The organism is Pseudomonas sp. NPDC089569, assembly GCF_050280625.1.
Taxonomy (GTDB): Bacteria; Pseudomonadota; Gammaproteobacteria; order Pseudomonadales; family Pseudomonadaceae; genus Aquipseudomonas.
This window is the reverse complement of sequence record NZ_JBNNVQ010000009.1, coordinates 48,344-61,460: the sequence shown is the minus strand read 5'-3', so window position 1 is coordinate 61,460 and position 13,117 is coordinate 48,344. Positions and strand designations below refer to the sequence as shown.

General features: G+C 62.3%; 10 protein-coding genes. 6 read left to right on the top strand and 4 right to left on the bottom strand.

Translation table 11 applies throughout. From position 1 onward, the window contains the following. Positions 1-99 precede the first annotated feature (99 nt). Positions 100-1,032: a LysR substrate-binding domain-containing protein gene (locus tag ACQKP2_RS06705; RefSeq protein WP_427575395.1), complete on the bottom strand. Its 933-nt coding sequence runs from the start codon at positions 1,030-1,032 to the stop codon at positions 100-102. 370 nt (positions 1,033-1,402) lie between these two features. Between ACQKP2_RS06705 and ACQKP2_RS06700 the strand changes: the two genes are divergently transcribed. The 6 genes from ACQKP2_RS06700 (at position 1,403) to ACQKP2_RS06675 (ending at position 8,934) form a co-directional block, all read left to right on the top strand. Then, entirely contained in the window at positions 1,403-3,046 is a 1,644-nt protein-coding gene (locus ACQKP2_RS06700) for an ABC transporter substrate-binding protein (protein WP_427575393.1), read from the top strand. 75 nt (positions 3,047-3,121) lie between these two features. Next, positions 3,122-4,075 carry an ABC transporter permease gene (locus tag ACQKP2_RS06695; protein ID WP_427575391.1) on the top strand — a complete coding sequence of 318 codons (954 nt, stop codon included), beginning with the start codon at positions 3,122-3,124 and terminating at the stop codon, positions 4,073-4,075. Then, positions 4,072-4,908 (top strand): ABC transporter permease, encoded by an 837-nt coding sequence (locus ACQKP2_RS06690; protein ID WP_427575389.1) that lies wholly within the window; start codon positions 4,072-4,074, stop codon positions 4,906-4,908. The genes ACQKP2_RS06695 and ACQKP2_RS06690 overlap by 4 nt, the downstream gene beginning before the upstream one ends. Before the next feature lie 2 nt (positions 4,909-4,910). Further along, positions 4,911-6,569, top strand: a complete 1,659-nt coding sequence (locus ACQKP2_RS06685) for a dipeptide ABC transporter ATP-binding protein (RefSeq protein ID WP_427575387.1) — start codon at positions 4,911-4,913, stop codon at positions 6,567-6,569. Positions 6,570-6,653: 84 nt separating this feature from the next. Further along, positions 6,654-7,835: a hypothetical protein gene (locus ACQKP2_RS06680; RefSeq protein WP_427575386.1), complete on the top strand. Its 1,182-nt coding sequence runs from the start codon at positions 6,654-6,656 to the stop codon at positions 7,833-7,835. 223 nt (positions 7,836-8,058) lie between these two features. Then, on the top strand, positions 8,059-8,934 hold the full coding sequence (locus ACQKP2_RS06675) for a LysR substrate-binding domain-containing protein (protein ID WP_427575384.1): 876 nt from the start codon (positions 8,059-8,061) through the stop codon (positions 8,932-8,934). Between the two features lie 175 nt (positions 8,935-9,109). On the opposite strand, the gene ACQKP2_RS06670 is transcribed toward ACQKP2_RS06675, so the two are convergent. From ACQKP2_RS06670 to ACQKP2_RS06660, 3 genes are all read right to left on the bottom strand, one after another. Further along, entirely contained in the window at positions 9,110-10,474 is a 1,365-nt protein-coding gene (locus ACQKP2_RS06670; protein ID WP_427575382.1) for an MFS transporter, read from the bottom strand. A 170-nt stretch (positions 10,475-10,644) separates the two neighbouring features. Continuing rightward, positions 10,645-12,078, bottom strand: a complete 1,434-nt coding sequence (locus tag ACQKP2_RS06665) for an NAD-dependent succinate-semialdehyde dehydrogenase (RefSeq protein WP_427575380.1) — start codon at positions 12,076-12,078, stop codon at positions 10,645-10,647. After that, positions 12,075-13,109 (bottom strand): aldo/keto reductase, encoded by a 1,035-nt coding sequence (locus ACQKP2_RS06660; protein WP_427575378.1) that lies wholly within the window; start codon positions 13,107-13,109, stop codon positions 12,075-12,077. The genes ACQKP2_RS06665 and ACQKP2_RS06660 overlap by 4 nt, the downstream gene beginning before the upstream one ends. Positions 13,110-13,117 lie beyond the last annotated feature (8 nt).

Below are 13,117 nucleotides of genomic sequence, written 5' to 3'. Positions count from 1 at the left end.
GAGCGAGCCTGCTCGCGATTGCGGTGTATCTGTCCAGTGGATCATTGTCTGGTACGACGCCATCGCGAGCAGGCTCGCTCCCACAGGGTTCAGGGTGATTCAAATGGCTGCGGTAGAGGGTTCGAGCTGCCTTTGCGCCAACCAGATTTCCTCCTGCAACCACTGGCTGAACACCTGCAGTTGCGGCATCTCGGTCTGCTCCGGCCGGGTCACCAGCCAGTAGGATTGGTGGCCGTCCACATGCACGTTCAGCACCTGGGTCAACTGCCCGCTGGCCAGTTCCGACGCCACCATATGCCAGTCGGCGATGGTAATGCCCAGGCCATCGACGGCCGCCTGGATCGCCAGGTCCAACAGGTCGAATTCATAACCGCCCTGAGTGTCGACGCCATTGATGCGCGCCGCGTCCAGCCAGTGCTTCCACGTCAGGTAGCGCTGGTCTTCGCGCGCCAGCACATGCAGCAATGTCAGGCGATTGAGATCGATACCCCGCTCGCTCCACTCCCGCGCATACAAGGACGGCGCGCACACGGCGATATGCCGCTCCTGAATCAGTAACGAGCTGTCCAGTCCATCCCATTCGCCATTGCCGAAACGGATCGCGCAATCGAGTGTGCTGGTCTCGGCCAGGCTGTCCTGCAAGCGCGTGGTGATACTCAGTTCCAGCTCCGGATGCTGTTCGCGCAGCCGCCCCAGACGCGGCATCAACCAACGACTGGTGAAGGTCGGCGGGGCATTGATATGCAGACGATTGGAATGAGTTTTCTGCTGGATGCTGCGCACCGTCAGCTCGATCTTGTCGAACGACTGGTGCAGCGCCCGCAGCAGTACCCGGCCGGCGCTGGTGAGTTCCAGATGATGGTGGCGACGTTCCAGCAGGTTCTCGCCCAATTGCTCTTCGAGCTGGCGCACCTGTCGGCTGACCGCACTCTGGGTGACATTGAGCAGCTCGGCCGCCCGGGTAAAACTGCCGGTACTGCCGGCCACTTCGAAAGCCTTGAGCGCATTCAAGCCGGGCATTTTGCGTTTCATGTAGAGCACTCGTGGAAGGCTGACCAGGCCATAAGCATCCCATGCCTCGTGGGAAATTTCCTGAGTAACATGCATTTTTGTGGTGTGTCGGACAATTTCCGCTTCGCCCCGGTTGGCTTTTTTGTGGGAGCGAGCCTGCTCGCGATTGCGGTACATCCGACACTTGAATGTCGACTGACACACCGCCATCGCGAGCGTGCTCGCTCCTACAGGGTTCGTGCCAAGGGCGTCTAAATCGGCCTTTGGTATGGCCACCCGCCAGTAACCTGCGTTTTTCGAACGTTTGATCGCGAAATTTATCGTTTGTCGATATTTCAGCGGATGACAAAACTGCGGCCATCTCAAATAAAAACAACATGAGAGCTGCCCCATGTCCCACCTCTACGAGTTGAAAACACTGGACGGCAATGCACCGCACCCTGCGGTGAACGACCTGTGCATCCAAGTCAAAAGCGGCGAGATCAATCGCCGGCAATTCCTGCGTACCGCCGCACTGCTGGGCATCACCGTGGCCAGCGCCAGCACCTTCGTGGGCTCGGCCTTGCTCGGCGACTCGGCGTTCGCCGCTGAACAACAACCGCCACGTCAGGGCGGCAGCCTGCGCTTTGCCTGCGCCATCCAGGAAATCCAGGACCCGATGCTGATCACCTGGATCGAAGCCTCGAACCTGCTGCGCAACTCCCTGGAATTCCTGACCTGGGTGGACGCCGACAACCTCACCCACCCGTATCTTGCCGAGAGCTGGAGCCCGTCCGAAGACCTCAAGGTCTGGACCTTCAACCTGCGCCAGGGCGTCAAGTGGAGCAACGGCGACGAGTTCACCAGCGACGACGTCGAGCACAACATCAATCGCTGGATCGCCGCGGATTCCAAGTCGGTCAACCGCACCGCATTCCAGGACGTTGCCGCCTTCGAAAAAGTCGGCCCGTACCAGTTCCGCCTGGTGCTCAAGCGTCCGATCCTGGCCATCCCGGAAATGCTCAGCGCCTTCACCTGCACCCTCGTGCATCGCAGCTTCAAGAACGGTGACGACTGGACGAAGAACCCCATCGGCACCGGCCCGTTCAAACTCGTTTCCTTTGCCGTCAACAAGCAGGCCACCTTTGTCAAGCGCGCCGATTACTGGCGCAAGCCGGCCAACCTCGACGAGCTGCGCTATGTCGACATGGGCACGGACATTTCCACCCACCTGGCCGCCCTGCAGGCCGGCCAGGTCGATGTGTTGTACCGGGTCACCGTGGCCGAGCTGGACCTGGCCAAACGCCTGCCGGGCGCACAGTTGCTCAGCTGCAAATCGGCGCAGACCGTGGTCATGCGCATGGCCTGCGACCAGAAGCCGTTCACCGATGTGCGCATCCGCAAAGCCGTGGTGATGTGCGCCGACAACGCGCAAATGCTGAAAATCGCCTATCGCGGCATGGGCACCCTCGGTGAAGACCACCACGTCGCGCCCTCCCACCCGGAATACTCGCCGCTGCCCAAGCGCGAGCGCGATGTGGCCGGGGCGAAGAAGCTGCTGGCCGAAGCCGGTTTCCCCAATGGCCTCGACATCGACCTGATCGTCGGCAACACCCAGGGTCGTTATGAGCAGGACTGCGCGCAGATCCTGCAACAGAACTGCCTGGAAGCCGGTATTCGCATCAACCTCAAGGTCATCCCGGCCACCCAGTACTGGCCGATCTGGGACAAGGCCGCGTTCAGCCTGACCTATTGGGCTCACCGCCCGCTGGGCGTGATGTCCCTGGAACTGGCCTACCGTAGCGGCGCGGCCTGGAACGAAAGCCATTACAGCAACCCGGCGTTCGATGCCGCACTGGACAAGGCCATGGGCATCATCGATCCCAAGCAACGCGCCGTGGCGATGCAGGATGTCGAGCGCATCCTGCAGGACGACGCCGTGATGGTTCAGCCGTTCTGGGGCGACAAGTTCACCGCCACCAGCAAGAAGGTCCAGGGGTTCAAGGTTCACCCTTCGGATTTCTACCCAATGGATGAAGTCTGGCTGAGCGCCTGACGCGCAGCCCCCAAGCGCCCGCCCACCCCACGGTGCGGCGGGCCGGCATCCCTTGATTAGCCGGAGCCTGCAAGCATGGCTGAATTTCTGTTGCGCAAATTGATGGCGCTGGTCGCGACGCTGTTGTCGGTGTCGCTGATCGTGTTCGTCGCCCTGGAACTGAACATCGAGGACGTGGCGATCAACGTCCTCGGCCCCTACTCCGCCGCCGACCAGCGCGCCGCGTGGCTGGTGGAGCACGGTTACAACCAACCCTTTGTCTGGCGTTACCTGGTGTGGCTGAAGGATTTTGTCAGCGGCGACTGGGGCACCTCGGTGCATTTCCGTGAGCCTGTGATCAACCTGTTGCTGCCCAACCTCGGGCAGACCCTGATCCTGGCCGGGCTCGCGTTGCTGGTCATGGTCCCGGTGGCCCTGACCCTGGGCATCGTGGCCGGCATCCGCCAGGGCTCGTTGGCCGACCGCCTGGTGTCGTTCCTGTCGATCGTCACCACCTCGATTCCGGACTTCGCCAGTGCGGTGTTCGTGTCGGCGATCTTCGTGTTCTGGCTCAACTGGCTGCCGGGCGTGAGCAGCATGAGCGAAGGCTTCAACAGCGCCGAACTGGCCCTGCCGCTGATGGTGCTGTGCCTGTTCGGCATCGGTTACCTGGCCCGCATCACCCGTGCCTCGATGGTCGAAGTGATGCAGGCGCCGTACATCCGCACGGCTCGCCTGAAGGGCGCGTCGACCTCGCGCATCGTCTTGCGCCATGCCCTGCGCAATGTGCTCATCGCGCCGATCACGGTGATCATGCTGTACATCCCGTGGCTGCTGTCGAACGTGATCGTGGTCGAGGTGTTTTTTGCCTACAAGGGCTTCGGCTCGCTGCTGTACACCGCGTCCCTGAACCACGACGTGTACCTGATCGAAGCCTGCGCCATGATCAGCGGCCTGGTGGTCGGCGCGACCAAGATCCTTTCCGACCTGGCCTACACCTGGCTCAACCCGCGCATCACCCTGCGCAGTCTCGGCGGAGGTGCCCAATGAGCTTGTTGCAATCGTTCAAACATCCTTTAGCGCTTCTCGGCCTGCTGCTGGTGGGCGGCTGGGTGCTGGTCGCCGCGTTTGCGCCATGGCTGGCGCCCCACGATCCGCTGGAAAGCTTCAGCCCGTTGCTCACGCCGATGACGGCCGACCCCACCGGTCAAAGCTTCCTGCTGGGCACCGACATGATCGGCCGGGACATCCTTTCGCGCCTGGTCTGGGGCACGCGCACTGTGCTGTTCTGGTCGATCCTGGCGACGCTCACCGCGTTCGCCGTGGGGATTGCCATGGGCCTGTGCGCCGGCTACTTCAATGGCAAGGTCGATGCCTTCTTGTCCTACGTCGCCGACACCGTGCTGTCGTTCCCGGTACTGGTGCTGTACATCGTGATCATCATCGCCCTGGGTGCTTCGGCGCTGAACATCCTGATCGCGGTGACCTTCACCAGCGCGCCGGCGATCTTCCGGATCATGCGCGCCCTGACCATCGACATCCGCTCGCGCGACTACGTGCTCAGCGCCATCACCCAGGGCGAAGGTTCGCTGCGCATCATGCTGGTGGAAATCCTGCCCAACTGTGGCGGGCCGCTGATCGTCGATTTCTGCCTGCGCATCGGCTACACCGCGATCATGATCGGCGCCCTGGGCTTCCTCGGCCTGGGCCTGCCGCCACCCACACCGGACTGGGGCGGCATGATCAACGAAGGCCGCAGCATGGCCATCGCCTTCCCGCACCTGGTGATCTTCCCGTGCATTGCCATCTCCACCCTGATGCTGGGCCTGAGCCTGTTGGCGGACGGTCTGGATGAACACGCCCAGAAAGGCGCAAGGAGCTGAGCATGAGCCAACAACAGAATCTGCAACAAGTGCTGCGCGTGGAGAATCTTTCCATCGAATTGCCGGCCGGTGCCGACCGCAGTCACGCCGTGCACGGCATCAACCTGGACGTGCGCAAGGGTGAAATCCTCTGTGTGATCGGTGAGTCGGGCTCGGGAAAATCCGTGCTGTCGGCGGCGATCATGGGCGACTACGCCAAAGGCCTGCGGCACAGCGAAGGGGTGATCGATTTCCTCGGCAACGACATCTGCCGCATGGATGAAAGCGATCTGCGCCGGTTGCGCGGCAACCGCATCGCCATGATCTTTCAGGAACCAATGGCAGCGTTGAACCCGGCGATCCGCATTGGCCGGCAGGTCGAGGAAATCTTCGACATTCATGCACCGCACATGCCTGCCGCCGAGCGCCGCGAACGCATGCTCGCCCTGCTCGACTCGACCCATTTGCCCGACCCGCCGCGCATTGCCAACAGCTTTCCCCACCAGCTCTCCGGCGGCCAATGCCAGCGCGTGGTGATTGCCATGGCCCTGGCGATGAACCCGGATCTGTTGATCGCCGACGAACCGACCACCGCCCTCGACGTCACCACCCAGGCACAAGTGCTCAAACTGGTGCGCGAACTGCGCGGTCGTGGCCAGCACGGGATTGTGTTCATCACCCATGACTTTGGCGTGGTGGCGGAAATCGCCGACCGCATCGCGGTGATGGAAGGCGGTCGCCTGGTGGAAATCGGCGAACGCGAGCAGATACTCAACGCACCGACGCACCCCTACACGCGCAAGTTGATTGCAGCCGTACCCGCATTGCATCCGGAACTGCACGCGCCGAGTGCCGATGGCGAACTGGCACTGCGCATCGAGCACCTGAACAAGACCTACAACGTCGGCGGCCGCTCGGTGGCGGCGCTGCGCGATGTATCGCTGCAACTGCCACGGGGCAAGACCCTGGCCATCGTCGGCGAATCCGGTTCGGGCAAGAGCACGCTGGTCAAGGCCGCCATCCGGCTGGTGGACAGCGACAGCGGCCACGTCTGGGTCGGCGATACGGATTTCCTGGCGTTGAGCGGTTCGGCACTGGCGGACAATCGTCGACGCATCCAGATGATCTTCCAGGACCCTTACGGTTCGCTCAATCCACGTCACCGGGTCGGCGATATCATCGCCCGCGCCGCGCAATTGCGCGGACTGTCGGCCAAGGATGCATGGGCCGAAGCCGGTGATTTGCTCGAGCAGGTCGGGCTCAAACGCGACGCGCTCAAGCGCAAGCCCCGGCAGTTTTCCGGGGGTCAGCGCCAGCGCATCGGCATCGCCCGGGCCCTGGCCATGCGCCCGCAGGTGCTGATCGCCGACGAAAGCGTCTCGGCCCTCGACGTGTCGGTGCAGAAGCAGGTGCTGGAGTTGTTGGCCGATCTGCAACAGCAACTGAACCTGAGCATCCTGTTCATCACCCATGACTTGCGGGTCGCGGCGCAGATCAGCGACTACATCGCGGTGATGCGCCAGGGTGAGGTCGTCGAGTACGGCACCGCCGAACAAGTGTTGCTGCGACCACAGAACCTTTACACCCAGACATTGCTCGCGGCGGCTCCCGGCGCTTCGGCGCTGGCGGCCACCCCCGTTGACGGCCCGGAACTGAAATTGGTTAGACCGCAGGCCCACTGACCCCAAACCCTTTGCCCACGCCGTTGCATTCGCCGCGGCCTGGGTTGCTGTTGCCTACATAAAATCAAAAAAAGGAGCAAAACGTTGCGCACAACCACCCTTCGCGCGATTCATTCCGTTGTCCTGATACCGGTGCTTGGGGCCCTGGCGGCGCCGGCCATGGCGATCCAGGTCACCGACAACCTGGACCTGGGCGGCGCCGTCCGTGCCCGCTGGGACTACGACCCGGACCGCGACATTCAGAAGTTCGGCCTGGACACGGTGTTCCTCAGCGCCAAGTACAACTCCGACAGCTGGATCGGTGAGGCCCAGTACCGTTTCTACGGCCGCTCCTACCCTTACCAGTACACCAAGAACTACGGTGACATCCAGTTCGCCAAGTACGCGTGGGTCGGCTACAAGTTCAACCCCGACCAGCAGGTTCAAGTGGGCCTGAACACCGTGCCGTTCGGCTTGCAGCCGTATTTCGGCAGCACTTTCTACGAAACCCTGGGCAACGTCATTGGCCTGGAGGATCTGCAAGAGATCGGCACCAAATACATCCAGCAAAGCGGCGACTGGAACGTCCAGGCCGGTTACTACCTGCGTCCGGCCTGGCAAGGCAAAGGCACCAGCAAGGGTGTGACCTACTCCAGCGTCGTCTCCGAAGCCGACAGCTACGTCGCCGACGGCAGCAATAACCAGGAACGCAATACCGTGGCACTGCGGGTGGCCAAGGCACTGGACCTGGGTCCGTGGAAATCCGAGGTCGGCCTTTCCGGTCTGACCTCAACCCTTGAAAACAAAGACACCGACAATAATGGCCGTCGAAACGTCGTCGGTGTGCACTACCTGGGCAAGAACGGCCCGTGGGGCGTGCAGTTGCAGGCCGCGCGCCAACAGATGTCGCCACGCAACCCCGGCACCGATGAACTGGTCACCCTGGGCGGTTACGACGGCACCTATAACGTCGCCAGCCGCGGCAACCTGTACGTGGCGGACCTGAGCTATGACGTGGCCGGCAAGTACCTGTTCGACCAGGTCGACAACGTCAAGCTGTACGCCAACTACAGTGCCTTCGACAAATCCGCCGATGACTTCAAGACCTCCCAGCGGATGATCCTGGGTACCTCGTTCGCGGTCAGCAAGTTGTGGGTCTACACCGAATGGATTTTCGGCAAGAACGACCCGTACATCGGTGGCAGCAGCTACACCCAGAGCCTGGGGGCCGGTGGTTCCGACCAGTGGGAGAACCAGTTGTACATGAACATCGGTTACTACTTCTGATTTCTGGCGTCCTTGCAGGCGCCTTCGAAAACGCCTTCGCCGGCAAGCCTGGCTCCTACAGGGGATCACCGAACCTGTAGGAGCCAGGCTTGCCGGCGAAAGGGTCGCCCAAACAACACTTGCATCAAGGCATCACTAATAGTCAGATAGGGCCTTCGGAAAATTCGTACAGAAAACCTGCCCCACGCAACAACCATGGCGGCCGGTGCGGAGCCCTTCTTACATGCGTCAACTGCCCTCGCTCAACATGCTGCGCGTCTTCGAAGAGGTCGCGCGGCATCGCAGTTTCAGTCAGGCGGCACTGGGACTGAACGTGACCCAGGGTGCAGTGAGTCGACAGATCAAGCAGCTCGAAGACTACCTGGGCGTGGCGCTGTTCGTGCGCACACCGCAAGGCCTGTCCCTGACCGAAGCCGGCACGGCCCTCTCCCCTCACATGAGCGACGCCTTCGACCATATCGAGCGCGCCCTGCAAGCCGTGCGCGTGCCCAATTTGCGTCAGCGCCTGCGGATCGTTGCACCGCCCACCTGGGCGACGCGCTGGTTGTCGGCGCACTTGCGTGCGTTCTGCCAGCGCTACCCCGACATCAGCCTGAGCGTGACCAACCAGTTGGGCCACGACAACCTCGCCGAGATCGACTGCCATATCCGCTTTGGCCTGGAAGCCGCCACTCATTGCCATAGTCAATTGCTGGTGATGGAGCGCCACATAGCCGTCGCCAGCCCGGAGTTGTTCGTCGATGGTCAGCCACCGGACCTGCAACAGTTGCCACTGCTGCACATCCTGCATAACGGCAAGCGCCTGAAGGTCTGGGAAAACTGGCTGGCGGCCATGGGCCGGGAAGATATCGATGCCGGGCAAGGCCTGGAATTCAGCACCCTGGACCAGGTGATTCACACCACCCTGGCCGGCGGCGGGCTGGCGGTGATCGACCGGCAGATGATCGAAAAGGAACTGGCCAACGGCAGCCTGCTGCCCATCACCCCGGTGGAGGTGATCGGGCCGTATGGCTATTGGCTGGATGTGGCGAACGACAAGTGGGGATTGTCGAAGGTGCGGTTATTCACCGAATGGCTTGGATTAGTCAGCAACCCCTGACACCCCACCCTTTGATCGTTCCCACGCTCCGCGTGGGAACGATCGAACATCCCCCCCTGTAGGAGCGAGCATGCTCGCGATGAGTCCGACAACACCGCGGGGGATCTGGTACCCAGCGTTATCGTTGACGACCATCGCGAGCATGCTCGCTCCTACAGTTGATTCAGCTCAGTCTTCATAGCTGTGTCACGGCATTTGTCGTCACCACCGAACCACCCTCCACCGGACTTTGCGCCTTGCACGCCTGGTTCAGGGTCAGCGATTTGGTCTCCGGTGCCCAGGCCCAGGACAGCAGTGCGCCGATGGCCAGGATCGCCGCGAGGATGCCCATGGTCGGGCTCAAGCCGATCCCCGCCACGCTCACCGGCAGCAGGAAGGTGCTGACCGCCGAGCCCAGGCGGCTCACGGCCGTGGCCAGGCCAATGCCGCTGGCGCGTACCTCGGTCGGGAAGCTTTCGGCCGGGAACACGCCCACCAGGTTACTCACCGCCGACAGCACCAGCGTGAACAGGCCGAACACCAGCACCATCAGGAACGCCGCACTGCCCGGCAATACCGCCAGCAGGAACAACGCCACGGCGAGGATGATGAACGAGTTGATCAAGAAGCCCCGACGGCTGAACTTGATGGTGCACCAGATGCCGATCAGTGCGCCGAGGATCAGCAGCAGGTTGAGCATCAGCTCGGTGCCGAAGCCTTCGGCCAGGCCCATCTTCTGCAGGATCGACGGCAGGAAGGTGTAGATCGCGAAGTACGGCATCACGATGCACACGAAGAACAGGCAGTTGAACGCGGTGCGTTTGCGGTATTCACGGCTGAACAAAACGCTGTAGCCGGAACGGGTTTCGGTGGAACGGGTTTCGTCGAGCTCGACGTTGTCGCCCAGGTATTTCTTGACGATGGCACGGGCCTCGGCAATACGGCCCTGGTTGACCAGCCAGCGCGGCGATTCCGGAGTACCGATGCGGGCGATCAGAATCAGCGCTGCCGGGATGGCCGACGAGGCCAGCATCCAGCGCCAGGCATCGTCACCCAGGCTGAGCATCGCGGTGCCGACGAAGGTGGCGGCGACGTAGCCGAAGGTCCAGATCACGCTGAACGAGCCCAGCAATACACCCCGGTGCTTCTTCGGCGCGAACTCGGCCAGCATCGCATGGCCGACGCTGAAGTCACCGCCCAGGCCGATGCCGATCAGCACCCGGCACAGGAACAGGGTCATGGCCGACTCGACGTAGAACTGCATCACGGACGCGAGGGTGATCAGCACGAAGCTGACCAGGAAGATTTTCTGCCGGCCGACCTTGTCGGAGATCCAGCCGAAGAACAGGCTGCCGAGGAACAGGCCGATCAGCGCCGAAGAGCCGATCAGGCCCTGCCAGAATGCGTCCAGCTGCATCTGCGGGCTCAGCAGGGTGAATGCGATACCGATCAGGCCAAGGATATAGCCGTCGGTGAAATGCGCGCCGAAGGTCAGGCCGGCGATCTTGATGTGGAAGCGACCGATGGGCAGGTCGTCGATTTTTACCGGTGCTACGGACATGTTCGTCTCCATTTGTTGTTATTGACGGAGAAATGAAACGGATAACGCTGGCGTCTTATTGTGGGAGCGAGCCTGCTCGCGATGAGGGCGTGTCAGTCGACAGGCGTGTTTTCTGGTACACCGCTATCGCGAGCAGGCTCGCTCCCACAGGTGTTGGCAGGGGGTTGAGGTTACAGGCCGCCCATCAACAGGTATTTGATTTCCAGGTAGTCTTCCAGACCGTACTTGGAGCCCTCGCGTCCCAGGCCCGATTCCTTGATGCCGCCGAAAGGCGCCACTTCCGTGGAAATGATCCCTTCGTTGATCCCGACCATGCCCGCTTCCAGGCCTTCGGCCATGCGCCAGACGCGGCCGATGTCGCGGCTGTAGAAGTAGGCCGACAGGCCGTACGGCGTGTCGTTGGCCCGTTGCAGCACTTCGGCTTCATCCTTGAAACGGAAGCAGGCAGCGACCGGACCGAAGGTTTCATCCTGGGCAATCAGCATGTCGGCGCTGGCTTCGGCGAGGATGGTCGGCTCGTAGAAGGTGCCGCCCAGCGCATGACGACGACCGCCACACAGGACTTTGGCGCCCTTGCCCAGCGCATCGCTGACGTGCTGCTCGACCTTGGCCAGCGCAGCGGCGTTGATCAGCGGACCTTGCTCGGTTTCGCCTTCCAGGGCATTGCCCACGCGCATCGCCGCCACGGCCTCGGCCAATTTGCCGGTGAAGGCTTCGTACACGCCGTCCTGAATGAAGAAGCGGTTCACGCAGACACAGGTTTGCCCGGTGTTGCGGAATTTCGAGGCCATCGCGCCTTTCACCGCCGCATCGATATCCGCGTCGTCGAAGACAATGAACGGTGCGTTGCCGCCCAGCTCCAGCGAAACCTTTTTCAAGGTGTCGGCGGCCTGGCGCATCAGCAGTTTGCCGGTGCGGGTCGAGCCGGTGAACGACAGTTTGCGCACGATACCGGAGGCCTGCAGCGCACCGCCGATGGCCACCGCGTCGCCGGACACCACGTTGAACACGCCGGCCGGAATGCCGGCCTGCTCAGCCAGTACCGCCAGGGCGAAGGCCGACAGCGGGGTTTCTTCGGACGGTTTGAGAATCATTGTGCAACCGGCCGCCAGTGCCGGGCCGACCTTGCGGGTGACCATCGCCAGCGGGAAGTTCCACGGTGTGATCGCGGCGACCACGCCGATGGCTTCCTTGACCACGACGATCCGCGCATCGGCCTTGTGGCTCGGGATCACGTCGCCATAGGCGCGCTTGGCCTCTTCGGCGAACCACTCCAGAAAGCTGGCGGCGTAGACCACTTCACCCATGGCCTCGGCCAGTGGCTTGCCCTGTTCGCGGCTGAGCAAGGTGGCCAGGTCCTTTTGATTGGCCAGCATCAACTCGCCCCAGCGCTTGATGCGCTGGCTGCGTTCCTTGGCGGTCAGCTTGCGCCACGCCGGCAAGGCGCGGTTGGCGGCGGCGATGGCCTGGTTGGTTTCTTCGGCGCCGGCCTTTTGCACTTCGGCGATCAACTCGCCGGTGGCCGGGTTGAGCACCGGGTACGTCGTCCCGCCGCTAGACCATTGCCCGTCGATGAAATTGCCGTGACGGATCAGCGCGCTCATGCCACGGCCTCGGTCAGGTTGAAACGCTCCGAACCCGGACGAGCCGTGCGCAGGATACGCTTGCCGGCGGTGTAATCGTTGATCACGTCACACGGGGTGTAGTTGCGCTCCAGCTCATGCAACTCTTCGGCGTCCAGTTTGGTTTCCAGGGCCGCCAGGGCACTGTCGAACTGCTCGGTGGTATCGGCGCCCACCAGCATGCAATCCACGCCCGGATGGTTGGCCACCCACGCCTGGGCAATCTGCGCGTTGGACACGCCACGGGCACGGGCCACGCGCTGTACCGAACGAGCGATTTCGAACGAGGCTTCGTCGCTGTACATCTGTTGGGTGAAGAAGTCGGTCTGGTTGCGGGTCGACTGCACATCGCCGGTCAACAGGCCGCGTGCCAGCGGGCTGAACACGGAAACGCCCAGGCCCTGGTCGCGACAGAACGGAATCATCTCGCGTTCTTCTTCGCGGTAGGCGCAGTTCAATTGCAGTTGCATGTTGATCGGCTTGACCCAGCCATTGCGTTCGCAGGCCATGAGGATCTTCGCCAGTTGCCCGGTGAGCATGGTCGACACGCCGATGTAGCGGGCCTTGCCGGAGCGCACGATGTCGTTCAGCGCGCTCATGGTTTCCTCGACCGGCGTGTTCACGTCGAAGTAGTGCAACATGAAGACGTCGACGTAATCCATGTCCAGGCGTTTGAGCGAGGCATCGATGCTGTCCATGATGTGCTTGCGCGAATGGCCGCTGGCGTTGATGCCGGTGCGGGTGCCGTAGCCGACCTTGGTGGTGATCACCAGGTCTTCGCGACGGGCCAGGCGCTTGACGATACGCCCCACCACTTCTTCGCCGACGCCGGCGGAATAGAAGTCCGCCAGGTCGATGAAGTTCACGCCGTTGTCCAGCGCATGCTTGACGATCGGCTCGCTTTTCTTTTCATCGAAGATCCACGGTTTCCAGTCCGGGGTACCCATGTTCATGGTACCCAGGCACAGGCGGGAGACTTCGAGGCCGGAGTTGCCCAAACGAATGTATTGCATGGTGTGGA